The organism is Fusobacterium sp. SYSU M8D902 (assembly GCF_040199715.1).
GTDB lineage: Bacteria > Fusobacteriota > Fusobacteriia > Fusobacteriales > Fusobacteriaceae > Fusobacterium_A.
On record NZ_JBEFNA010000013.1, the window covers coordinates 28,946 to 54,597 of the forward strand.

Below are 25,652 nucleotides of genomic sequence, written 5' to 3' on the forward strand. Positions count from 1 at the left end.
TCATTCCTTTTTTATCTTATTGTAGCACTATTTTTTTATTAATTCCATTAAATATTTACATTTCTTCCACCAGTTACTCTAAAGAAAATCAATAAAGAGATTATGGTAGTAACAGTTAATATTGTAGATAGAGCAGCAGCTGTTCCGTAACTTGCTCTAATAACCTCAGTATAAATAGATACAGACATTGTTCTAGTAAATCCAGTATATAATATAACTGAAGAACTCAATTCATTTATAACTGTTATCCAGCTTAGAATAGCTCCTGATAATACTCCTGGTAACATCATTATAGATGTTATCTTGAAGAAAGTTTTTACTGGTGAACACCCTAAACTAATAGATGCCTCCTCTAAACTTGGACTGATCTGATATAAAATTGCAGCTGCAGATCTTAAAGTATATGGTAATCTTCTAATTACAAAAGATATTACAATTATAATTGCTGTTCCACTTAGTAATAATGGTTTACTATTAAAAGCTAATAGTAAAGTTATACCGATTACAGATCCAGGTATAATATATGGGAACATTGTCATTGTATCAATAATTCCTGTTAAAAAATTTTTCTTTCTTGTTGAAATATATGCAATAAACATTCCTAATAAAATTATTATTACAATTGCTGTTCCACCATATAAATATGTATTAAAAATAGCATTTCCCATTCTAGAGAAAACTTTTTCATAGCTTTCTAGAGAGAACTCTCTTACAAACATTGAACCTCTAGTCTTTAAAAATGATGTATAAATTACTGTAATTTGAGGTATTATTGATAAAATAACAACAAAATAGATAAATATATGCATCAATATTCCTTTAGTTCCTTTTAACTCTTTAGGTTGAATAGGTCTCAGAGAACTCATTACAAAGGATTTTTTATTAACTATATATTTCTGCCCTAAAAAAAGCACTATTGTTATAAACACTAGAACAGTTGCCATAGCAGCAGCAAAGTTAGCGTTTCCTCCCATCTCTCCTACAAACTCCGAATAAATTAGTACTGGCATAACATTATACCCCTCTCCTATCAACATTGGAGTTCCAAAGTCTGCCATAGCATTCATAAATACTAATAACCCTCCAGACATAAGTGTAGGTAAAATCAAAGGCATAATAATAGTAGAAACCTTCTTAAATGTTGTACAACCTAGACTTTCAGCAGCTTCACTCAAAGATACATCAATTTTTTTCAATGCTCCTGAAACATAGAGATATATAAATGGATATAATTTTAAAGTAAATACTAAGAGTATTCCTGAAAATCCATAAATTGTAGGTAGTTTTATTCCGAAAGAGTTTCTAAAAAACTCTGTTACAACTCCACTTCTACCACATAACAATACCCAAGAGTAAGCCCCTATAAATGGTGGTGACAACATTGAGATTATAATTAAAACTTCCATAAGTCCTTTTAATTTAACTTTATATGCTGTCATAAAATATGCTATTGGCACTCCGATTAAGATAGCTATTACAGTAACACAAGTAGTTACCTTAAAACTATTTAACAAACCTTGATAATAGTATTTTCTTCCAAAAAATCTAGCAAAATTTGTCAAACTCCACTGATCAGTTGCAGGATCCTTAAATCCACTTATAAACAGTGAAAAGAGTGGATATATTAAAAATAGTGTAAATATTAGGGCAATTATCAATGTTATACTTGTCCAAAAATCCCATTTGAATTTTTTATTCAACATATATCTCCACCCCTTTAATCAAACTTTTTTCTCCATCTGAAGAGAATATATTTATCTTTTTAGAATTAGGTTTTAAATATATCTTCTCTCCTACTTGATATATTCTATTTGCATGTCCTATATCTTGTGAAAACTCTAAAGCTGGCATATTTTCCACAATCTCATCTTTTAAAGCTTCCACTTCATAAGTATTGTATTTCCCTAAGAAAGTACTTGTTTTTATCTCTACTTCTATCCCTTTTTCAGCTATAGAGAACTCTTCTGGACGAATGGCTATCATAACACTTTCACCATCTTTGACACTGTCTAACAAATTATCCATCTCTATCTCATAACCACTTTTTAAAACTACAATTTTCTTATTATTTTCAACTCTTACTCTTCCTCTAAATAGATTAGAATAACCAATAAAAGTTGCTACAAATTGATTATATGGTCTTGTATATATATCGTGTGGAGCTCCTAATTGCTGTATTACCCCTTTATTTATAACTGCTATTCTATCTGAAATTGCCAAAGCTTCCTCTTGATCATGAGTTACATATACAGTTGTTATCCCAACTTTTTTCTGTACATCTCTTATAGCTGAACGCATCTCCAATCTCAATTTAGCATCTAAGTTAGAAAGAGGTTCATCCATCAATAAAACACTTGGATGAATTACAATTGCTCTTGCTAAAGCTACCCTCTGTTGTTGCCCTCCTGATAATCTCTCTGGTAATCTATCTTGGTACTCAGCTATTTTAACAACATCTAAGATATTGTCAACTTTACTTTTTATCTCATCTTTCTCTATTTTTCTCAATTTAAGTCCATACTCTACATTCTCTCTAACTGTCATATGTGGAAAAATAGCATAACTTTGGAAAACCATTCCTATATTTCTTTTATGGGCAGGAACATCATTGATTGCTTTATCATCAAAACAGATCTCTCCATCTTCAATACTATTAAATCCAGCTATCATTCTTAGAAGTGTAGTTTTTCCACAACCAGAAGGACCTAAAAGAGTAAAAAACTCTCCATTCTTTATTTTTACTGACATTCCAGGGATAATTACATTATCGCCAAATTTTTTTACTACATTATTTACATTTATAGCTACACTCATTTTCATCTCTCCTTATATATAAAATTGCCCATCAACATAGTATCAACTCTGTAAATGGGCAAATCATAATTACAACTTATTTTGTATAAATATCTTTAAATTTATCTAGCCAAACCGCTTTTTGAGATTTTACAACTTCAATATCATCTTCAATTACGTTGATATCTTCCAATCTTTTTAATCCTTTTCCAGGTTCAACATCTTTTCTGATACTTCTTCTATTCAACTGATTTGTAATCATTGTTTGAGCCTCTTTACTAGTTAAGAAATCAACAAATAATTTTGCATTTTCCAAGTTTTTACAATTTTTAATAATATATGTACCATCTGGTTTAACTATAACTCCCTCTTCCATATATACAACTTCCACTGGAGCATCAGAGTTTACATATTTTACAGCTCCCTCTTCAAAAGTCAATCCAACTGTATACTCTCCATCAGCTACTCCTTTATAAACAGCTGAAGATCCTGAAAGAAGAGTGTAGTTTAAGTTCTCCATCAATTGTTTTACATAATCCCAACCATTATCTGGATTACCATTTCCCATTGCATATAACATATTAACTAGGTGTTCAAATGAAGATGATGATTTTGCTGGGTCAGAAAAAGCTATTTTTCCTTTTAAAGCTGGATTTAATAGATCTTTATACCCCTCTATCTTAATATCTCCAATCAGATTTTTATTTACCATTATGACACTTGGAACTGCTGTAAATCTTGTCATATTTCCTTCAACATTTTTATAACTATCATAAAAATACTCTTCGTTTTTACTTGTATATGGTAAAAATGAGTCTTTTATAGGTTCAACAGTTGTTATTGTTCCTCCCCATAATACATCTGCTAATGGATTATCTTTCTCAGATTCTATTCTCTTCATCAACTCACCAGTACCAGCTGCTATAACCTCAACTGAAACTCCATTTTTCACTTCAAACTCTTTTACTAGAGGATCTATAAATTCCAAAGGGTGTGGACAATAAACAGTTAGCTTTTTAGTATTAGTCTGTTCTGCCTCCTCCTTCTCTCCACCGCAACCAATAAAGAATATAGACATTATTAAACTTAAAATAAATAGAAATAATTTTTTCATCATATATACCCCCTTTATATCTTTATAACTTTATAATACTTTAATATTTTAAATTTTAAAATACTATTTTATGCTATTTTATACTTAAAACGTACTTTTTTTTCTAAAAATATATAAATAAATCTGCAAATTATCATAAATAAAGGTTTTTATAAAAAACTATTGACAAAAAAGAAAAAATATTATATATTTACTGTATAAGAATTAGCACTCTTAAATAGTGAGTGCTAACAAAAAGGTGGTTAAAATGTCTATAACAGATAGAGAAAAGTTAGTATTAAATGCTATAGTGAATTATTATCTCACTTTCGGAGATACTATAGGCTCTAGGACATTGGTAAAAAAATATGGAATAGATCTTTCATCAGCAACTATTAGAAATGTAATGGCTGATTTGGAAGATATGGGATTTATAGCAAAAACACATACTTCTTCTGGAAGAATTCCTACTGACAAAGGTTATAAATATTATCTTGAAGAACTTTTAAAAGTAGAAAAATTAACTAAACAAGAGAAAGAAAATATTGAGTTAGCGTATGAAAATCGTGTAAATGAATTAGATATGCTTTTACAGCAAACTTCTTCATTATTATCAAAACTAACTACATATGCTGGAATCGCTATGGAACCAGCTGTAGTAATGGAAAGAGTTAAAAAAGTTGAGTTGGTACATATTGATGATTTCATGGTTGTAGTAATTATTGTTTTAGATAATAGATCTGTAAAAACTAAGAAATTAGTACTTACTTCTCCTATTAGTAGAGAGGAGTTAGCTAATATTGCTCATGAGTTAAATAAAAGAGTTTTATTGGAAGATCTAAGTCTAGTTGATATTGAAAACTACATCTTAGGAAAAAATGAGATCATTACAGATGTAGCTGAACATTACGAAGATGAGGGAAAACTATTTATTAATAATGTTCCAAGCATTTTTAGAGATAAACATGTAAATGAGGTTTCTGAGGCATTGGAGCTATTCCATCATAGAAGAGATATAAGAGGAATATTTGAACATATAATTAATACCAAAAAATCTACAAATGGAAGAGTGGAGGTAGTTTTTGGTGATGAGCTTGGAATTAAAGGATTAGAAGATTACAGCTTTGTGTATTCAACTTATAATATAGGTGATTCTCAAGGTGTTATTGGAGTAATCGGTCCAAAAAGAATGGCTTATTCAAAAACAATGGGATTAATTAAATATGTAACTCAAGAGGTAAATAAGATAATAAATAAAAATCAGATTGAAAGAAAGGAAGAAACAGATGTTTAAAAAGAAAGATAACAAAGCTGAAGAGATAAAAGAGAAAAAAGAGTGTGGTTGTGAACCAGATTGCAACTGTACTTGTAAAGATGAAGATAAAGTAGAAGAGTGCAAATCTGAGGATATTCTATCTCTTAAGGATGAAGAGATTGGAAAATTAAAAGCTGAAGTTGAGGATTGGAAACAATCATACTTAAGAAAACAAGCTGAATTCCAAAACTTTACCAAGAGAAAAGAAAAAGAGATGGAAGAGCTTAGAAAATTCGCTTCTGAAAAGATAGTAACTAAACTTTTAGATGGATTGGATAACTTAGAAAGAGCTATCTCTGCTTCTGAAGCTACTAAAGACTTTGATGGACTAGTAAAAGGTGTTGATATGATACTTGGTCAATTAAAGGGAATTATGGAGAGCGAAGGTGTAGAGCCTATAACTGCTGAAGGAAAATATGATCCTGTTTATCATCATCCAGTTATGGTTGAAGATAATCAAGAGTTTGAAGATGATCACATCATCTTAGAACTTCAAAAAGGTTATACAATGAAAGGTAAAGTAATTAGACCATCTATGGTTAAAGTTTGTAAAAGAGGATAATTAATAATTGAGTATATAAAAAATTTAAATATAGAATTAAGAGTATTTTAGGAGGTTTTAAAATGAGTAAAATAATCGGTATTGACTTAGGAACAACAAACTCTTGTGTATCAATAATGGAGGGAGGTAACGTAACTGTTATCCCTAACTCAGAAGGAGCAAGAACTACTCCATCAGTAGTAAATATAAAAGAAAATGGAGAGATCATTGTAGGAGAGATTGCAAAAAGACAAGCTATTACTAACCCTACTTCAACTGTAAGTTCAATCAAAACTCATATGGGATCTGATTATAAAGTAGAAATATTTGGAAAAAAATACACTCCACAAGAGATTTCTGCTATGACATTAAAAAAATTAAAAAAAGATGCTGAAGCTTACTTAGGAGAAGAAATTAAAGAAGCTGTTATCACAGTTCCTGCATATTTCACTGACTCTCAAAGACAAGCTACTAAAGATGCTGGAGCAATAGCTGGATTAGATGTAAAAAGAATTATAAACGAACCAACTGCTGCTGCATTAGCATATGGATTAGAGAAGAAAAAAGAGGAAAAAGTTCTTGTATTTGACTTAGGAGGAGGAACTTTTGACGTATCAGTTCTTGAAATTGCTGATGGTGTAATAGAAGTTATGGCAACTGCTGGAAACAACCACTTAGGTGGAGATAACTTTGACGATACTATTATCGAATGGTTAACAAGTGAATTCAAAAAAGAAACTGGAATAGATTTATCTAATGATAAAATGGCTTACCAAAGATTAAAAGATGCTGCTGAAAAAGCTAAAAAAGAGTTATCATCAATGATGGAAACTTCAATCTCTTTACCATTCATCACTATGGATGCTACAGGACCTAAACACTTAGAGATGAAGTTAACAAGAGCTAAATTTAATGATTTAACTAGACACTTAGTTGAAGCAACTCAAGGACCTACAAAAACAGCTCTTGCAGATGCTAAATTATCACCAAACGAAATTGATGAGATCTTATTAGTAGGAGGATCTACAAGAATACCAGCTGTTCAAGAGTGGGTAGAATCATTCTTCGGTAAAAAACCTAACAAAGGAATCAACCCAGATGAAGTAGTTGCTTCAGGAGCTGCTATTCAAGGTGGAGTATTAATGGGAGACGTTAAAGACGTGTTACTACTAGACGTAACTCCATTATCATTAGGAATCGAAACTCTTGGTGGAGTATTTACTAAGATGATAGAGAAAAATACAACTATTCCTGTTAAAAAATCACAAGTTTATTCTACAGCAGTAGATAACCAACCAGCTGTTACAATCACTGTATTACAAGGTGAAAGAGCTAAAGCTGCTGACAACCATAAATTAGGAGAATTCAACCTAGAAGGAATTCCTGCAGCTCCAAGAGGTGTACCTCAAATTGAAGTAACTTTTGATATAGATGCTAACGGAATCGTTCACGTATCAGCTAAAGACTTAGGAACAGGAAAACAAAATACTGTAACTATCTCTGGATCAAGCAACCTATCTAAAGAAGATATTGATAGAATGACTAAAGAAGCTGAAGCTAATGAAGCTGAAGATAGAAAATTCAAAGAGTTAGTTGAAACTAGAAACAAAGCAGATATGTTAATCTCTTCTACTGAAAAATCATTAAAAGAGTATGGAGATAAAGCAACTGAGCAAGAGAAAAAAGATATTGAAGCTGCTATAGAAGAGCTTAAAAAAGTAAAAGATGGTGAAGATAAAGAGGCTATCGATAAAGCTATGGAACACCTATCTCAAGTAGCACACAAATTTGCTGAAGAGATCTATAAAGAAGCTCAAGCTAAGGCACAAGCAGGTCAAGCAGGAGCTGGACAAGAAACTAAAAAAGCTGATGATGATGTAGCTGAAGCTGAAGTAGTAGACTAATATATAGTTAAAAGATAGATATATTAAAAGGGAAGATGGGGGAAGCCCCTCTTCCCTTATCTTAAATTTAAGAGATAATGGGAGAGTAAATTATGGAGATAAAATTAAATAATGGGCTACTTGAAGTTAGAGTAGAGAGTTTTGGAGCTGAGTTAATAGGATTAAGAGATTTAAAAACTAATAGAGAATATATGTGGCAGAAAGACCCTAAATTTTGGGCTAAATGTTCACCTATACTATTTCCATTTGTGGGAGCATTAAAAGAGAATAGATACTTTTATAATGGAGAAAAGTATAGTATAACTACTAGACATGGGTTTGCAAGAGATTATGAATTTACTATTAATTCTCAAGATGAAAATTCAGTGGAATTTCTATTTGAAGGAAATGAAACTACTAAAAAATCTTATCCTTTCAATTTTAAACTTTATTTAAAATATGTACTAGTTGGAAAAAAATTGAGATTAGAGTATAGAGTTGAAAACTTAGATGACAAAAAAATGTACTTTTCACTAGGAGCTCATCCTGCATTTGCAACTCCTATCTCTGAAAATATTGATTACTCTGATTATTATATTGAATTTGAAAAAGAGGAGAGCGGAGAGGTTAAAGTATTAGAAGGTGGTTTTGTTAACCCTGAACTTACTAAAAAAGTATTTGATGGAAAGAAAATCCCATTAGCTAAAGAGACTTTTAAAAATGATGCCCTTGTTATTGAAAATCCTAATTCATATAGGGTAAATATAAAAAATGATAAAAATGGTTACAATATGAGCTTCTCTTATGAAGGATTCAAATATATGGCTTTCTGGAATGTCCCAGGTGCTGAATATGTTTGTTTAGAGCCTTGGTGTGGAATAACTGACTATGCAAACTCAAATGGTAACATAGAAGATAAGCAAGGTATTGAAGTACTTGAAGGTAAAGAGAATTTTACAAGAAATATTGAAATAGAAATTCTTTAATTAAAAAAATTATGATATAATAGTTGGGTATATATTAAAATTTTAGAAGGAGAGAATATTAAATGGCAGAAAAAAGAGATTATTATGAAGTTCTTGGTATATCTAAAGGAGCTTCAGATGATGAGATAAAAAAAGCATATAGAAAAGCAGCCATGAAATACCACCCTGATAAATTCAGTAATGCAAGTGATAAAGAGAAAAAAGATGCTGAAGATAAATTCAAAGAAGTTAACGAAGCATATCAAGTGTTATCTGATAGTCAAAAGAAAGCTCAATATGATCAATTTGGACATGCAGCTTTTGAACAAGGAGCTGGTGGATTTGGTGGCGGATTCGGTGGATTCGGCGGAGCTGGTGGATTTGAAGATATATTCAGTTCATTCTTTGGTGGTGGCGGAGCTGGATTCGGTGGATTTGGTGGCGGATTCGGTGGTTCGTCTAGAAGAAGTTATGTAGAACCTGGTAGAGATCTGAGATACCAAGTTGAGATTACTCTAGAAGAAGCTGCTACTGGTGTAGAAAAAACTATAAAATATAAGAGAAATGGAAAATGTCCTAGCTGTAATGGTTCAGGTGCTGAAACTGGAAGTTCTATGAAAACTTGTCCTAAGTGTAATGGTAGAGGATATGTTGAGGTTACTCAAAGAACTATCTTAGGTAACATGGTCAGTCAGTCTGAATGTAGTGAATGTCATGGTAAGGGAGAAATTCCTGAAAAGAAATGTAAAACTTGTGGTGGAACAGGTATTACAAAAGAGACAATTGAGAAAAAAATAAAAATTCCTGCTGGAATAGAAGATGGACAAAAACTTAGACTTGATGGTATGGGAGAAGCTAGTGAAAACGGTGGTCCAAATGGAGATCTTTACATTGTAATCAGGGTAAAAGATCACGCTATTTTTGAAAGAAGAGGTATGGATATCTATTGTGAAATCCCTATCAAATTCACAACTGCTGCTCTAGGTGGAGAGGTTGAGATCCCTACTCTAAAAGGTAAGAAAAATATGAAAATCCCTGCTGGAACTCAAACTGGTAAGATGTTCAGAATGAGAGGAGAGGGAATACAAGCATTGAGAGGATCTATGGTAGGAGATGAGATCATACAAGTTGTTGTAGAGACTCCAATAGATCTAAACGAAAACCAACAAAAGCTATTGAGAGCCTTTGAAGAGAGTTTAAAAGACAAGAATTATAAAAAGCACAAAACTTGGTTAGATAAAGTTAAGTCTTTTTTTAAATAATTTGAAAAATAAGATATTTTGTGCTATACTTAAGGAAAAATAACTTTTATAGGGGGATCACAAATGGAACAATTATTTGGTAAATACAGTGGTATGGTCATAACTTTTGTTATTTGGATTGCTGTATTTTATTTCCTATTAATACAACCAAACAAGAAAAAACAGAAAAAACAACAGGAAATGTTAGATTCAATTAAAGAGGGTACAGAAGTTTTAACTATTGGTGGAATAAAAGGAACAGTAGTTTCTGTATTAGGAGATTATGTTGAAATAAGAGTGGATAAAGGAGTTAAATTAACTTTCAGAAAATCTGCAATTTCTACAGTTTTACAATAATTGGATAGACAGAGGGTGAGATAATTACTTTACCCTCTTTTTTCTTAATGATATGGAGAGATAAATGAAAAAATTATTAATACTATTTTTGATTTTAGGAAATTTTTGTTTGGCAGGAACTATCAGTTCAGTAAATGAAAAGGGAAGTAAACTCTCTTTTCTATTCTCAGGGAGTGCAAAACCAGCCTACCAAATAAGTTATGATTCCTATAATAGATTGATTTTCCTTGAGTTTCCAGGAAGCAATATGTCTACAAAATTAAATGATAAAAACTATACTTCAAAATATGTGGAGGATTTTTCAACTGTTAATTATGATGGATCTGTTGGATTTTTTATTAAATTAAATAAAAATATATCCTATTCAACATCTTTTAGTGGCAATGATTTTATTCTTTCATTCAATGATAAGAGTGGTAAAAAACAGTATACTATAGCTATTGATGCTGGTCACGGTGGTAAAGACTCTGGAGCAGTTGGTTATAAAAAATATTATGAAAAGACAATAGCTCTTTCTGTAGCAAAATATTTAAGAGATGAACTTCAAAAAGATTTTAATGTGGTTATGACAAGAGATAGTGATGTATTTGTAACTTTGGGAAATAGACCTAGAATAGCTAACAAAGCTAAGGCAAATATGTTTGTAAGTGTCCATGTCAACTCTGCTATCAAAAATACTCTATCTGGAGTTGAAGTATTCTATTTCTCTAAAAAATCATCACCTTATGCTGAAAGAATAGCTGCTTTTGAAAATAGTGTTGGTGATAAATATGGAGAGAAAACAAGTAACATTGTACAGATAATGGGTGAACTTGCCTATAAGAAAAATCAGGAGATCTCTATTGGATTTGCAAGAAAAACTTCAGCTGCTCTAGCTAAGGCTATGGGTATGAGAGATAGAGGAATACATGGAGCTAACTTTGCTGTACTTAGAGGATTTAATGGACCTGGTGTTCTTGTAGAGCTAGGATTTATTAACAACAATGCTGATATTAAAAAACTAACAAGTCCTACAGCTCAAAAGAGAATGGCTCAAGAGATTGCTAAAATGGTAAGAGAAAATTTCTATTAATGTGAGGTGAAAGATTGAATAAAAAAATAATAGTTGTACTTGGAATAATATGGGGCTTGGTACTTTGTAGTGGTCTTACTTACTATCAATTAAAAAGTTCTAGTAAGAAGATTCATACAATCAATCCTATTGAGAAAAATGATAATCTAAATGAGAAACAAAATTTTGAAAAAGTAACTATCTATACAGTGACTAATAATAATAAATTAGCTACTCATCAAGAGGATATCCCCCTATCTCCAAAATTAAGAGATAAGATAAAAAGTATAGCTGAAATAAACTTAAAAAATTTACAAGAACTTAAAGTTTTGACTAGTGAAAAAGTTGAAATTGATAATATCTATATAAAGGGTGACACTGTATTTTTAGATATATCTAATATATCTGAATTGAAAACAGAGAACAGAAAAAATTTACTATCTATCTACTCAATAGTTAATAGTATTACAGAATTAGGAAATATAAGAAAAGTTAAGATTCTAGTAAATGGAAGAGAAGAAACAGGAGTTTTTGCTAATACATATACTAGAAATACAAATATTTAAAATTAACAAGCAGGTAAATGTCAGGTTAAAATTAAAGGAATACTTATCTAAATATGGTATAATTATAATGAGTACTTAGATAAGTAAAATCTGAAATATTTATCTGCCTTTTTTTATAGGAGGAGAGATGCTAGAAAATTTAAGAACAATAGTAAAAGAAAGAGTTACAGAAAAAAGATATATACATACCTTAGGTGTTGAAGAAAAAGCAGTTGAACTTAGTAAAAAATATGGTGTAGATGAAACTAAGGTAAGAGTAGCTGCTATTTTACATGATATAGCCAAAAGTATGGACATAAATAGAATGGAAGAGATTTGTAAAGCTAATTTTAGTGATGAATTATCTGAAGAGGATATGAGAATCTCTGAGATACTCCACGGTTTTGTTGGTTATCTTATTGCTAAAGATGAGCTTAATATCACTGATGAAGAGATTCTCTCTGCTATTAAATACCATACTATTGGTAAAAAAGGATTATCTCTAGTTGGAAGAATAATATATATAGCTGATGGAATTGAAAAAAATAGAGTCTATCCTGGAGTAGATGAGATTAGAAGGGTTACTGATACAAATTTAGATCAGGGAATTATATTTGAAATTGAGAGAAAAATTACCTATCTTCAAAGTACTGGTGGAAAGATACATAGGAATACTCTTGAGATGAAAGAGTGGCTTGAAGATAGTTTGAATGGAGGTAAAATATGAAAATTGAAAAAGAATTAGAAAAATTAAAAGAGATATTTAAAAATACTAAGGGAAAGGGATTAAAATTAGATGAGATTACAAAATTATTAGGTTGGTCTCCTAAATTCAAAAAAGAGAATAGAGAGATAATTGATAATTGGGTAACTGAAGGAGAGCTTATTAAAAACAATAGAGGTAAGTATAATCTTCCTGAAACTCAAGGGTATATAAAGGGAGTATTCAGTATTATAAAAGATAGATTTGCCTTTGTAGATACTGAAGATGAGGGAATTTTTATCCCTAAAAGCGGATTTAATGGAGCTCTTGATGGAGATACAGTATTTGTAAAACTTACTGCTGGTATGAATGGAGATAGGAAAAAAGAGGGAGAAGTAGTTAGAATTATCAACAGGGATAAAGATATTGTTATTGGTATCTTTCAAAAAAATAAAAATTTCGGATTTGTTACTCCTACTCACTCTTTTGGTAGAGATATCTATATCCCAGCTATCAGAATGAAAAATGCACAACATAATCAATTGGTTGTTGTTAAGATAACTTTCTGGGGTGATGCTGAAAGAAAACCGGAAGGAGAGATTGTTGAGATACTTGGAGATCCATATAACACTGATAACATGATTGAGGCTCTAATTATCAGAGAGGGTATGTCTGAAACTTTCCCTAAAGATGTTATGGAAGAGGCTAAAAAAATACCTACTGAAATTACTAAAAAAGAGTTAGATGGAAGAAGAGATTTGAGAGATCTACCTATTATTACAATAGATGGTGATGATGCTAAAGATTTAGATGATGCTGTATATGTAAAAAAATTAAAAAATGGTAACTACAAATTGATCGTTAGTATTGCTGATGTTTCACACTATATTCCTGAAGGATCAGCTCTAGATAGAGAGGCATACAAAAGAGGTAACTCAGTATATCTAGTAGATAGAGTTCTCCCTATGTTTCCAAAAGAGATCTCCAATGGTATCTGTTCTCTAAATCCTAATGAGGACAAACTTACATTTACTTGTGAAATGGAAATTGATAGCAAGGGAAAAGTAGTGGACTCTGACACTTATAAATCTGTTATAAAAACTGCTTACAGAATGACTTATACAAATGTTAACAAGATTATTGCTGGAGATGAAGAGATATTAAAAGAGTATGCACCTATCAAAGATATGGTTATGGATATGTTGGAACTTTCTAAAATTATTAGAGAGATGAAATACAAAAGAGGAAGTATTGATTTTGATATACCTGAAATTAAACTTGTCCTTGATGAAAATAAAAAGGTAGAATATATAAAAAGTAGAGATAGAGGGGAGTCTGAAAGAATAATTGAAGATTTTATGATAGCTGCTAATGAAACTGTTGCAGAGAAACTATTCTGGTTAGAGATACCTTCAGTATATAGAACTCATGAAAAACCTGATATGGAAAGAATTAAAAACTTAAATGAAACTCTTGCTAAATTTAAATATAGAATACACTCACTTGAAGAGATACACCCTAAACAATTCCAAAAAATAATAGAGGACTCAAAAGAGAGAGGAATAAATCTTCTTGTACATAAGATGATATTGATGGCACTTAAACAAGCTAAATATACAGTTGAAAACTTTGGACACTTCGGTCTTGCTTCTGGTTATTATACACACTTTACTTCTCCAATTAGAAGATATGCTGACCTTACTGTTCATAGAATTTTAAACTCTGTTTTACATGGTTATCCAAATAAAAAATCTATAATCAAAAATATGGAAGAGCTACCTGTTACTTGCTCACATATCTCAAAAACAGAGAGAGCAGCTATGAAAGTTGAAGATGAAAGTGTAAAAATAAAACTTGTTGAGTATATGATGGATAGAGTTGGTGAAGAGTATGAAGCTACAATAGTTGGTTTTAGTAATAAGAGAGTATTCTTTGAAACTGAGGATCATATTGAGTGTTTCTGGGATGTTGTTGCTGCTAAACACTATTATGAATTTGATGATAGAGAGTATGTTATGAGAGATACTGATACTGGAAAATTCTATAGTATCGGAGATAAATATAAGGTTACATTGGTAAGAGCTAGTCTTGCAGAGTTAGAGATTGAGATTGTACCTAATTTTGTTATGGACGAAGGACTTATTTTGAAATAACACCAGTTATTTTTCACTTTAATATGAATCGTATTAAAACTATTCATTTATTCCTTGATTATTTATATTGAATTTGTTACAATTTATATGATTTCAATTAAAAGATAATTTTGGAGCTGAATATGAAAAAATTTTTAATCAAAGATAGAACTTTTATAGGTATAATTTTATTATTAATTTGTATAGTTATCTCATCTTTTATCTCTTTACAATCTACAATAAAGAACGAGGAGATCAAAAGATTTAGAGAAAACCTCGATAAAACCACTCATTATTCCACTTTGAATGCTAAACTTCTAGTTGATGAAATGATTAAAGATTTGAGTAAAATGAGTAAAATGATTGGAAAATATGAAAATATTCATACTCCTATTGTAAAAGATATTTTAACCTATACTCAAGAGCTTAGCTACTTTAATGTTGTTGGTGTTGTTGATGAAAATGGAAATGGATACAATAGTTTTGGAGATTCTTTCAATCTATCTGATAGAGATTATTTTAAAAAGAGTTCTCTTGGAAAACTTGGAATCTCTAATATCTTCAAATCAAAGGTATTTAAAGATAAGTATACACAAATTTTTTCATATCCACTTTATGATAAAAATAAAAAAATTAAAGGTATTGTTTTTGGAGCTTTCTACTTTGACTCCATTGAAAAAATAACCAATATCAGACTAAAAAATGATGATAAAACTACAATGTTTCTTTTAGATTCTGAAGGAAATTACATCAGTAATAATGAGTTTTTTAAAAATAAATTTACTTTCTGGAAATATTTGGAAAGCATCAAAATTAACAAATACTATATTTCAGAGATGAAAAGAGCTTTTAGAGAAAATAGATCTTTAGGATATAAATATCAAAAAAATGGAGCAACCTATTATGGACACTCCTTTCCTTTTGAAAACTTAAATGGTTATTTAGTAAGTGAAACTAGTGATAAAGAGGTTACTAGCTATATAGATAAGATCAATCGTTTAGTTTTAAAAGAGGAGTTAATTACAGGAAGTTGTTTTGCTCTTATGATACTCATTATCTGTATCTACTTTAGAAGAATTAACAATGAAACTAAAGAGGCTAATAAAAAAGCTGAAGATAATATGGAGATAATCTGTAAAGTGGCTGAACACTCACAAAAAACAGTATTCTCCTATGATAGTAACACTAAAACTCTATCTATAAAGACAAATCTTTTTGATAACTTTTTTTTAAAAGATTTAAGTTCTGATAAAGTTATAAATAATTTTCCAGAAAGTTTAATAAGTTCAAATATAGTTGATCAAGATAGTATTAAAAATCTAAGAAAACTGTTCTGTGATGAGCATGATCAAAATTTTATAGAGATAAAAACAATTGTTAACAATAAAGAGGAGTGGAGTAGAATCTCTATTTATAATAAATTTAGTGATAAGAAAAATAACTTTGATGATATAGTTGGAATAATCGAAAATATCACACAAGAAAAACTTAGAGAATCTGAGCATGAGAAAAAATTAGAAATCTATGAAAAATTGATAAAAAATGCCATTTTTTATGCAAAAGCTGATCTATGTACTGATACTGTCTTTGAATTAAATGGAAAAAATGTAAAATTAAAGTTATCTGAATTTATAAGGAATGATTTTTTACTAAAAATTAAAGATCAATACTTAGACTATGTTATTGAAAAATTTTCTCTTGAAAATTTAAATCATATTTTTACTGAGGGTAATGATCTATTGAAATTAGAGTTTTTAGTTGAAAATAAAAAAGTAGAGCAATGGGTATCTTGTATTATTTACAAAATAAGTTCAAATGATAATAATAAAATCCTATTTGTTGTTAAAGATATTGATCAGAAGAAAAAAAGAGAATTAGAACTAAAAAATAGAGCTGAAAAAGATGGATTAACAGGACTTTATAACTCTATCACTTTGAGAAATAAAATCGAAGAAACTTTACAAATTAAAAATCATAATGATTTGAAAAAGGTATTTATTATCTTGGACTTAGATAATTTCAAAGAGATAAATGATAAATTTGGTCATAGCTATGGAGATAAAGTTTTAATTGAAATAGCTCAAATTTTGAAAAATAAGTTCAGACCTAATGATATTATTGGACGTTTAGGTGGGGATGAATTTGTAATTTTCTTAAATGGAGTAGAGAATTATGAAGCTGCTGAAAAATATATAGAGTGCTTGAAACTAGCTGTTGAAAAGGTGTATAAAAAAGAGAGTGTAACTGTTAAAATCAGCGGTTCTATTGGCTTTTCTATATCTCCTGATGATGGTTCAACATTTGAGGAGTTATATACACGAGCAGATTTAGCTCTGTATGAAATAAAAAAATGTGGTAAAAACAACTATAAAAAATATACCAGATAATAAAAAAGAAGTTAGATTAACTTAGTGAGATACACTCTAGCTAATCAACTTCTTTTTTTATAAATACTCTATTTTTATTCCTAAGCTTGATAAATCTTCAAAAAATTTAGGATAAGATTTATTAATAGCCTCTGCTCCTTCAATAGTAAGAGGTTTATCTAAGAGAGTAGCCATCACAGCCAAACTCATTACAATTCTATGATCTTTGTGTCCAAAAGCATCTATACAAGAGTTATAATTACTCTTTCCAACAATAGTTATACTACTTTCATCAGAGGTGATCTCAACACCCATTTTTTTTAATTCAATCTCCATAGCTTCAATTCTATCACTCTCTTTTAGTCTCAATCTTTGAGCATTATAAATTTTAGATTTTCCCTCTCCATAAGCTAACAAAACTGTTAAAATAGGGCCAAGATCTGGACAATTCTCTAAATCTATATCCATCTCCTTAGGAGTTCCACTATAAAATTTATATCCATCTTCTTGCTCTTCAACTTTTAACCCTGCTCTTTTTATGATATTTACAATCTCTCGATCTCCCTGTTTTGAGTCTAACTTCAACCCTTTACAAACTATATCATTATTCAAAGCTCCCAACACTGCAAAAAATCCAAGTTGTGAATAATCTCCCTCAACTCTATAATCAGTTGCTCTATATTTTTGATTTCCCTTGATGTAGATCTCTAGTTCATCTCTATATTCAACCTCTACACCAAAAGTTTTAAGCATATCAATTGTTAAATCCATATATGATTTTGATTCAAATGGAGGATTGATTTTTATTATTGAATCTCCATTGAGTAAAGGAAGTGTAAATAGTAGTCCACTTATAAATTGTGAGCTGATATTTCCATCTACTACATACTCTCCTGACTTTAAACTTCCATCTATTACAATCTTCTCGTCATCTTGCTCAAATACTAACCCCTGATCCTTAAATATTTTTTCATATATCTTCTGTGGTCTTTTTAATAATCTATTTCTCCCATAGAACTCTATATTTTTTCCAGTGAGAGAGAAGATAGGTATAAAAAACCTCAGTGTAGAGCCAGACTCATTACAATCAATTTTATTATCATTAAATCTTGAAAAATCCTCAATCCCCTCTACTATCAGACTGTCTTCCATCTCAGAGATATTTGCTCCCAATTTTCTCATTCCTGCAATAGTTGCTAAAATATCCTCTGAATATGCTATATTTTCTATTTTACTTTTTCCTCTAGCTAAAGTTGCACATATTATCGCTCTATGAGCCATACTTTTAGAGGGTGGGAGCTTTATATCTCCTTCAGCTTTAGACGGATATATTTTAACTTTCATCTCATTCTCCTTAATTTAAAATTTTATTATATTTTACAACTTTTTTTTATTAAATAATAGTGGTATAATTAAAAAAAGGAGAGATATATGAATAGATTAGAATTAGCTAGAATAGAGATAAATAGGGTAGATAAAGAGATTGCTAAGCTTTTTGAAGAGAGAATGAAAGCTGTTGAAGAGGTTATTAATTTCAAAATTGAAAACAACTTAGATATTTTAGATTCTTCCAGAGAAAATGAGGTTATTAAAAGAAATAAAAAACTCATTGAGGAAAAAAAATATGAAAAATACTATGTAGATCTAATTACAAATATGATGAGAATATCAAAAAATTATCAGAAGGAGATAGTTGATAAATATAGTAAGGGGGAGTAAATTTGGAAAAAAATAGGGTTATACAGGAATATGTACCAGGAAAGCAGATAACACTTGCACATATTATTGCACATCCAGATAAAGATATCTGTAACAAATTGGGGCTAAATATTGAAACAACTCAAGCTATTGGAATACTTACAATCACACCTGGAGAAGCTGCAATCATAGGGGCTGATATTGCTACTAAAGCAGGAGAAATAGAGATCGGATTCTTGGATAGATTCAGTGGGACACTTGTTATTAATGGTAAGGTCTCAAGTGTTGAAACATCTATTAACAGTGTTTTAAATTTTTTAGAAAACACTTTAAAATTCTCAATTTGTGAGTGTACGAGGTCATAGTATGAAGATAATGCTAGTGGGAAAAACAGGAAGTGGTAAGACTACTCTCATACAAAGATTAAAAGGTAGTGAAGTTAAATACTCAAAAACTCAGATGATATCCTATGATGATAGATATATTGATACTCCTGGTGAGTATCTTGAGAACAAGATGATGCTTAGAAATCTACTTGTAAGCTCTATGAATGTTGAAAAGGTCATCTTTGTTCAGAGTTCAGAGGACACTCAAACAATGTTTCCTCCTAATATCTCCAATATGTTTATGGGCAAAAAAATAATTGGGGTAATCACCAAAATTGATAAGGGTCAAAATATTAAGATGTGTGAAGAGTGGTTAAAAATAGCTGGAGCTACTCAAATATTTCATATTGGTTTTAATGATGAAAATGAGTTGAATAGATTAAAAGCTGAATTAGATAAATAATTAGCTAAAAAGAGCAAGTACCAACCTGCTCTTTTTATTATTGTCTTGAATTAATAATTTTTTCTAATCACTCTATTTTTTAGGAATAAACTTAAAAATTACTCCTCCTAATATTGCTGGTAATACCCAAGCTAATCCTAAAGATGTCAATGGAATTACTGAATATACTTTATCAAATAATTCTATACTATATCCCATAGCTTGTAAAGCTTCATAACCACTTATAACTCCAGCTCCAATAACTGTTCCAAGAAAAATATTGTCATTTTTTATATTATTTTTAAATATATTCAAAAATATCAAAGCTATCGCAATCGGATATAGAAAAACTAACACAGGAACAGCTAGTTTTATTATTATATCCACTCCAAACATTGCAAAGATAATACTTATAACAGTAGTGATCACTGCTAATTTCTCATATGATATCTTTGTAAGTTCACTAAAATAATCAGCCACAGTAGCAGTTAATCCAATTGCTGTTGTTATACAAGCTCCTGTAACACAGATTGCTAAAATTATTTTTCCACTATTTCCCAATAAAGTTTTCACTATTGAAGTTAGTAGCTCAACACTTCCAGCACCTTTCAATGCCTCATCTGTTATTGTACTTCCTATAAAACTCAAACCACCATAGACAATAGCCAATCCCCCAATAGCAATTAAACTCGTTTGTAATAAAAATGAAAACTCTTGCTTAGGTGAAAGGTTCTTATCCTTTCTAATTGATTTTAAAATAATATCTGAAAAAACAATAGCTGCCAATGTATCCATTGTTTGATAGCCATTTAAAAATCCATATTTAAATGGTGCTAACTCTTTTACAGTTGTAATAGAGTTTCCAATAGGAAAAAATACCCCTTTAAATATTATTATTGCAAGTACTGCTAATAATATCGGTGTCAATATAGCTCCAACTCTATCCACTACCTTACTAGATTTCAAAGAGAATAAAAGTGATACCCCAAAGAAAACAACAATAAAGATAATTTTATACATGTTATAGTTACTACCACCCTTTGAAAAAATCATCTCAAAGGCTGTAGCTCCTGTTCTAGGTAAGGCTAACAATGGACCTATAGCAAGTATCAAAGCCACATTAAAAAACTTACTAAATTTAGGTGATACCCTCTTAGCAAAGCTATCTAAATCCTTTCCAGCAAAAGCTGAAGTAAATATAGCTAAAAGTGGAAATCCAGCTCCTGTCAATATAAATCCTATTGTTGCTAGAGCCCATTTATCTCCATTGATAAATCCTACCATAGGTGGAAAAATAAGATTTCCAGCACCAAAAAGCATAGCAAAAAGAGCAAAACCCGTTATAATAACATCTTTCTTTTTATACATTTTCTCCCTCCAAAATTATTAATATTTACATAGAGTACTATATTTATTACTATATAATATAAAAATAATTTTTTACTGTCAATATAAAAATCAGATTATTTTTTTCTATTTATATTATAAATTACAAGTGAGAAAACTATAATTAATATGGTATGGAGTATCACTGGTATCACTGGATTATATAGTGAACTCAAAGTTATCGAATATATGATCATAAATGGTCCAACTAATGCTGTTAAAGAGAATCCTAAAGAGTAATCTCCCAATACTGGTGACTTAAACTCTGGATCACAGATTTTCAAAAGTAACATACCTGTAAAAAATACTCCAAAACTAGTTCCTGCCATTGATATTGCTCTTTCAAATGGGTAATTATTTTTGAAACATCTATAACAATAGTATTTTATACAATACCAAGTTCCTAAAAATCCCAAAACTACCATGATAATTATTGGATAAAAATATGTAAATACCGCTTTAAGAGGAAGTGAAGTTATGGCACTCACTATTGCAAACTCTGTAAATAAGCTTGATATTCTACTCTTCACCTTCACGTCTATGCACCACTCTAAATTTAATTTCTTTATAATCTGCCATACAATCATCATTAATAACATTGCAAATATCCAAATAGATATTGATGAAAGAACTGGCACCCTATATTTCTTCACTAAGCTTAAAATTATATAAGCAAGACCACACACTGAGAAAACAAGTGCCATATGAAAAGCTAGAGTATCAATTGATGATGCTAACATAGTCTCTCTTCCCAATGAGCTCTGTTTTGAAATATCTGTATAATACCCTCTTTTCAACTCTAAAGATATATCACTTGGATTTTTTAAGATAGCTGTTTCTCCTTTTTTACATGCTCTATTAATTAAAACTATTCCAAATAAAATTCCACCTATAAGTCCAAAAGTAGCAGTGGTTGTAGCTATTCCTTGAGCTGTCTCCCAATACCCCATATTCATCTCTTGCAAAACTCTTCCTATCATTCCTGCTGTTCCATGACCACCAGCAAACCCTGTATTTAATTCAGCACCAAAAGTCTCATATAGGGGTTTATTTAATATATATTTATAGACAAAATTTACAAAATACCCTATCCCCAATTGAAGAAATGTGACTATGAATAGAATGAATCCTGTTGTTAAAATATCTCTAAACTCACCCTTACTATTTTTTATCTTTAGATTCATTCCTAAGGGAATACTTGCAATTACTGGAATGATCAATAAACTTGGGAGTAAAGAGATCTCTTTGCTCCACACTACTGGAGTAGAGATATTAAATACTCTCCCCATAATTTCAGGACCTATTAGTAAACCAACTGTTCCACCAATAATTGATGCTGGAATAAATAGATCTTGAAAAATTTTAAATTTTGATTTAATAATAACTCCCAAAATTAAAAGAAAACTTAAATAACATAAAATATAAAAAAATTGTTGCACTATACCTCCTAAAATAAAGAGTGACCAAAAGATATCACTACTATCAATTGGTCACTTAAAATATAATATAAATTACTGTAAGTTCATTAAAACTCCACCTACAACAAATAAAGAACCTAAGAAGAATAAAGCTCCTTGTAATTTAATTTGGAACTTAGCCCAAATTACCCAATCTAGTTTTGCTATTCCTAATATGGCAATTAAAATTCCTGATGTTGGAACTATTAGATTTGTAAATCCATCTCCAAGTTGGAAAGCAAGAACAGCAACCTGTCTAGGTACACCAACTAAATCAGATAATGGTGCCATTATAGGCATAGTTAAAGCAGCTTGTCCTGATCCTGATACAACAAAGAAGTTGAATATTGATTGGAATATATACATTACCCAAGCACAGAAAGCAGCAGGTAATCCACTTAAACCTTCAGCTACCCAGTTAAGTATAGTGTTTAGAACACTTGGCTCTCCAGCTTCAGAACCACCTAAAACTAATACAATACCTTTAGCCATACCAACAACAATTGCAGCTCCTATTAAATCCTCTGCTCCTTTTCTAAAAGATGAAGCAATATCATTAACACACATATTATCAAGCTTGAATAAAACTCCTATTATTCCTGATGCTACTCCCATTATTACAAATTGAGTTGCTATTTCAGGTAAGAAATATCCAAACTTAACTACTCCATAGATGATCCAAGCCATTCCTAATACAACAACTAAAAGAACTAACTTATGACCAAATTTAAACTCCATATCCTGTTGCTCTGAAAGTTTGAACTCCTCTCTATAATATGCATCTGAAGCATATGAAATAGAGCTTTCTGGATTTGCTTTTACTTTTTTAGCATAACTTAATGTATAAGCTATTCCTATTCCTGTAAAAAATACCCACATAAATATTCTAAATCCAGCTCCTGATAATACAGGTATTCCAGCTACTCCTTGAGCTATTGCAACACTAAATGGATTCATCCAAGAAGTTGCAAACCCTATCTGAGTTGAAACATAAGTTATTAATATTCCTGTAATAGCATCATATCCCATTCCAATTACTATTGGTATTAATACCATTGCAAATGGAATTGCTTCCTCTCCCATTCCAAATACTGCTCCTCCTAAAGAAAAGAAGAAAAATACAATTGGAAGTAAGAGATATTCTGATCCCTTTGTCTTTTTAATCAAAGTGAATAATCCAGCTTCTACAGCTTTTGTTCTTAAGATAATTCCAAAAGCTCCTCCAGTTATTATGATAAAGGCGATTACTCCAACAGCTGTTCCCCATTTATCTCCGCTTACAATCCCTTCAAATACATAGTTAGAAACTCCAACTTCTCCTCCAGGCTCAAAAAACTTCACTCCCTCTACAAGTGGCTTTCCTTGTTCATTTAACTCATAAGAAAAACTTCCTGCAATTGGAACTACTTTTGTTTTTTCTGCACCTGTCTCAGTAATATAAGTTACCTTTTCCATCTGAAATTTCCCCACTGGAACTGTATGTGTAAGTATTGCTGCAAATATTACAACAAAAAATATTATCACATACGTGTCAGGCATATTAAATTTTTTCTTCATTGTTACCCCCCTTGTTTAAAGTTTGTCTATATGATTATACTTTATAACTTCAAATTTATCAATACAATAAATCAATTTTATATATTACTTTTTTAATATTTTTTAAAAAATTCTTAACTTTTTATAAGTTATTAATAAAAAAAATTGATATTGATATATTTTTTTTATGTAAAAAAATAAATTAGTATAAAAAATTATATAAAAATAAAAAATGATAAATTTTTATAATCAGTAAAAAAGATAATCTAAATTATGATAATTTAAATTATCATAATTTGAATTATATTTATTAAAGTGGTATAATATAGTAAAATATAATTCTTCGAGGTGATAAAATGAAATTTATTAACAGAAAAAGAGAGATGGCTACCTTAGAAAAAGAATATACTCGAGAAAAAAGTTTTGTTGTTTTATATGGAAGAAGAAGAACGGGAAAAACTACACTTATAAAAGAATTTATAAAAGATAAAAATGCTTTTTATTTTTTTGCTGACAAACAAAATGAATCACTTCAAATTAGTAGATTTAAAAAGCAATTAGCAGAATATTTTAAAGATGAATTTTTAAAAAAAATAGAAATTAATGACTGGGACACAATTTTTGACTATTTTATAAATAAAATTAGAGATGATGAAAAATTTATTCTAGTTATAGATGAGTTTCAATATCTATGTTCTGTAAATAAGGGGTTTTCCTCTATATTTCAGAGAATATATGATGAAAAAATGTGTCATAAAAATATTATGGTTATTCTGTGCGGTTCTTTAATTTCTATGATGTATTCTGAGGTTCTATCCTATGATAGTCCTCTCTATGGAAGAAGAACAGCTCAAATAAAGCTTCAACCCATTACTTTTGAATACTATAAAGATTTTTTTGAAAATAAATCAAAAAAAGAACGTATTGAATTTTACTCAATAACTGGTGGAATTCCAAAATACATTTTAGAGTTTGATAAAACCGAATCTCCTCTGTGGAATATAGAGAATAATATTTTTAATAAAGATAACTTCCTGTATTCAGAACCAAAATTTTTACTTCAAGAGGAGATTAATGATTTATCAAGATATTTTTCTATATTAAATTCTATAGCTTCAGGAAATACTAAGCTATCTTCTATCTGCTCCAATCTTGAATTAAATTCAAATGGAATAACACCCTATATTACTAAATTAATAGATTTAGATATATTAGAAAAGGAAGTTCCTGTTACTGAAAATTTAGAAAATAGTAAAAAAGGATTGTATAAAATTAAAGATAACTATTTAAAATTTTGGTTTAGCTATGTTTATCCTTATCAAAGTTATTTAGAAATCGAAAATTTAACCTATCCTCTAGATAAAATTAAAAATGAATTTAATCTTTGGGTATCTAAAATATATGAGGAATTGGCTAGAGAAACTTTATTCAGTAATTTACAAATTCCATTCCCTATAAAAAAACTTGGAAGATGGTGGAACAATAATGAGGAGATTGATATTGTTGCATTGGGTGATAAAGATATAATTTTTGGTGAATGTAAGTGGAGTAATAAAAAAGTAGGTTTAAGTGTCTTATTTTCATTGAAAGAAAAGAGTAAAAAAGTAAACTGGAACAACAATAGTAGAAAAGAGTATTTTATCCTATTTTCTAAAGAAGGATTTAGTGAAGATTTGATAGCTCTAAGTCAAAAAGATAAAACAATTATACTTTCTGATTTTTGATAATATCTAATATAAAAGTATAAAGGGGCTGTTGCAAACTTAATAGCCATATGTTTTAAAATTAGCTAAAGAGATTTTTTAATCTCTTTGGCTTTTTT

22 protein-coding genes are annotated in these 25,652 nt (G+C 29.9%); 15 read left to right on the forward strand and 7 right to left on the reverse strand.

Going from position 1 to position 25,652, the window contains the following annotated elements; genetic code table 11:
- Window positions 1-47: 47 nt before the first annotated feature.
- The 3 genes from ABNK64_RS06400 to ABNK64_RS06410 all read right to left on the reverse strand — a co-directional run bounded on the left by ABNK64_RS06400 (window position 48) and on the right by ABNK64_RS06410 (window position 3,907).
- Entirely contained in the window at window positions 48-1,703 is a 1,656-nt protein-coding gene (locus tag ABNK64_RS06400; RefSeq protein WP_291255233.1) for an ABC transporter permease, read from the reverse strand.
- Window positions 1,693-2,814 (reverse strand): ABC transporter ATP-binding protein, encoded by a 1,122-nt coding sequence (locus ABNK64_RS06405; protein WP_349763853.1) that lies wholly within the window; start codon window positions 2,812-2,814, stop codon window positions 1,693-1,695. Before ABNK64_RS06405 ends, ABNK64_RS06400 begins: the two co-directional genes overlap by 11 nt.
- A gap of 76 nt (window positions 2,815-2,890) precedes the next feature.
- Window positions 2,891-3,907, reverse strand: a complete 1,017-nt coding sequence (locus ABNK64_RS06410) for an ABC transporter substrate-binding protein (protein WP_349763854.1) — start codon at window positions 3,905-3,907, stop codon at window positions 2,891-2,893.
- A 247-nt stretch (window positions 3,908-4,154) separates the two neighbouring features.
- Between ABNK64_RS06410 and hrcA the strand changes: the two genes are divergently transcribed.
- The 11 genes from hrcA (at window position 4,155) to ABNK64_RS06465 (ending at window position 17,006) form a co-directional block, all read left to right on the forward strand.
- Window positions 4,155-5,180 (forward strand): heat-inducible transcriptional repressor HrcA, encoded by a 1,026-nt coding sequence (gene hrcA / locus ABNK64_RS06415; RefSeq protein WP_291255230.1) that lies wholly within the window; start codon window positions 4,155-4,157, stop codon window positions 5,178-5,180.
- Entirely contained in the window at window positions 5,173-5,763 is a 591-nt protein-coding gene (gene grpE / locus ABNK64_RS06420) for a nucleotide exchange factor GrpE (RefSeq protein ID WP_300342011.1), read from the forward strand. The genes hrcA and grpE overlap by 8 nt, the downstream gene beginning before the upstream one ends.
- A gap of 62 nt (window positions 5,764-5,825) precedes the next feature.
- Window positions 5,826-7,646: a molecular chaperone DnaK gene (gene dnaK, locus ABNK64_RS06425; protein ID WP_291255228.1), complete on the forward strand. Its 1,821-nt coding sequence runs from the start codon at window positions 5,826-5,828 to the stop codon at window positions 7,644-7,646.
- Window positions 7,647-7,738: 92 nt separating this feature from the next.
- Window positions 7,739-8,611, forward strand: a complete 873-nt coding sequence (locus ABNK64_RS06430) for an aldose 1-epimerase family protein (RefSeq protein WP_349763855.1) — start codon at window positions 7,739-7,741, stop codon at window positions 8,609-8,611.
- A 62-nt stretch (window positions 8,612-8,673) separates the two neighbouring features.
- Window positions 8,674-9,852 (forward strand): molecular chaperone DnaJ, encoded by a 1,179-nt coding sequence (gene dnaJ, locus ABNK64_RS06435; protein ID WP_349763856.1) that lies wholly within the window; start codon window positions 8,674-8,676, stop codon window positions 9,850-9,852.
- Between the two features lie 63 nt (window positions 9,853-9,915).
- Complete coding sequence (yajC, locus tag ABNK64_RS06440; protein WP_349763857.1) at window positions 9,916-10,188, forward strand: preprotein translocase subunit YajC; 273 nt, start codon at window positions 9,916-9,918, stop codon at window positions 10,186-10,188.
- Window positions 10,189-10,252: 64 nt separating this feature from the next.
- Complete coding sequence (locus ABNK64_RS06445) at window positions 10,253-11,260, forward strand: N-acetylmuramoyl-L-alanine amidase family protein (RefSeq protein WP_349763858.1); 1,008 nt, start codon at window positions 10,253-10,255, stop codon at window positions 11,258-11,260.
- A gap of 14 nt (window positions 11,261-11,274) precedes the next feature.
- The gene (locus ABNK64_RS06450) at window positions 11,275-11,805 is read left to right on the forward strand and encodes a GerMN domain-containing protein (RefSeq protein ID WP_349763859.1); all 531 of its coding nucleotides are present in this window, start codon (window positions 11,275-11,277) and stop codon (window positions 11,803-11,805) included.
- A 127-nt stretch (window positions 11,806-11,932) separates the two neighbouring features.
- Window positions 11,933-12,511 carry a bis(5'-nucleosyl)-tetraphosphatase (symmetrical) YqeK gene (gene yqeK / locus ABNK64_RS06455; protein WP_349763860.1) on the forward strand — a complete coding sequence of 193 codons (579 nt, stop codon included), beginning with the start codon at window positions 11,933-11,935 and terminating at the stop codon, window positions 12,509-12,511.
- A complete protein-coding gene (gene rnr, locus ABNK64_RS06460; RefSeq protein ID WP_349763861.1) occupies window positions 12,508-14,640 on the forward strand; it encodes a ribonuclease R in 2,133 nt (710 codons plus the stop codon). Before yqeK ends, rnr begins: the two co-directional genes overlap by 4 nt.
- A gap of 122 nt (window positions 14,641-14,762) precedes the next feature.
- The gene (locus ABNK64_RS06465) at window positions 14,763-17,006 is read left to right on the forward strand and encodes a diguanylate cyclase (RefSeq protein WP_349763862.1); all 2,244 of its coding nucleotides are present in this window, start codon (window positions 14,763-14,765) and stop codon (window positions 17,004-17,006) included.
- A 57-nt stretch (window positions 17,007-17,063) separates the two neighbouring features.
- On the opposite strand, the gene aroA is transcribed toward ABNK64_RS06465, so the two are convergent.
- Window positions 17,064-18,329 carry a 3-phosphoshikimate 1-carboxyvinyltransferase gene (gene aroA, locus ABNK64_RS06470; protein WP_349763863.1) on the reverse strand — a complete coding sequence of 422 codons (1,266 nt, stop codon included), beginning with the start codon at window positions 18,327-18,329 and terminating at the stop codon, window positions 17,064-17,066.
- Window positions 18,330-18,416: 87 nt separating this feature from the next.
- Between aroA and ABNK64_RS06475 the strand changes: the two genes are divergently transcribed.
- Genes ABNK64_RS06475 through ABNK64_RS06485 form a run of 3 tightly spaced genes read left to right on the forward strand, consistent with a single transcriptional unit; the run spans window position 18,417 to window position 19,472 of the window.
- Window positions 18,417-18,704: a chorismate mutase gene (locus ABNK64_RS06475; RefSeq protein ID WP_349763864.1), complete on the forward strand. Its 288-nt coding sequence runs from the start codon at window positions 18,417-18,419 to the stop codon at window positions 18,702-18,704.
- Window positions 18,705-18,706: 2 nt separating this feature from the next.
- On the forward strand, window positions 18,707-19,048 hold the full coding sequence (gene eutS / locus ABNK64_RS06480; RefSeq protein ID WP_291256701.1) for an ethanolamine utilization microcompartment protein EutS: 342 nt from the start codon (window positions 18,707-18,709) through the stop codon (window positions 19,046-19,048).
- Window position 19,049: 1 nt separating this feature from the next.
- Complete coding sequence (locus tag ABNK64_RS06485; RefSeq protein WP_291256700.1) at window positions 19,050-19,472, forward strand: EutP/PduV family microcompartment system protein; 423 nt, start codon at window positions 19,050-19,052, stop codon at window positions 19,470-19,472.
- 72 nt (window positions 19,473-19,544) lie between these two features.
- Here ABNK64_RS06485 and brnQ read toward each other — a convergent pair whose 3' ends face one another.
- The 3 genes from brnQ to yfcC form a co-directional block, all read right to left on the reverse strand.
- The gene (gene brnQ, locus ABNK64_RS06490) at window positions 19,545-20,819 is read right to left on the reverse strand and encodes a branched-chain amino acid transport system II carrier protein (protein ID WP_349763865.1); all 1,275 of its coding nucleotides are present in this window, start codon (window positions 20,817-20,819) and stop codon (window positions 19,545-19,547) included.
- A gap of 95 nt (window positions 20,820-20,914) precedes the next feature.
- Window positions 20,915-22,276, reverse strand: coding sequence for a sodium/glutamate symporter family protein (locus ABNK64_RS06495; RefSeq protein ID WP_349763866.1), 1,362 nt, complete (start codon window positions 22,274-22,276; stop codon window positions 20,915-20,917).
- Between the two features lie 72 nt (window positions 22,277-22,348).
- The gene (gene yfcC, locus ABNK64_RS06500) at window positions 22,349-23,851 is read right to left on the reverse strand and encodes a putative basic amino acid antiporter YfcC (protein WP_349763867.1); all 1,503 of its coding nucleotides are present in this window, start codon (window positions 23,849-23,851) and stop codon (window positions 22,349-22,351) included.
- A gap of 335 nt (window positions 23,852-24,186) precedes the next feature.
- Between yfcC and ABNK64_RS06505 the strand changes: the two genes are divergently transcribed.
- Window positions 24,187-25,554 (forward strand): ATP-binding protein, encoded by a 1,368-nt coding sequence (locus tag ABNK64_RS06505; RefSeq protein ID WP_291256696.1) that lies wholly within the window; start codon window positions 24,187-24,189, stop codon window positions 25,552-25,554.
- Window positions 25,555-25,652 lie beyond the last annotated feature (98 nt).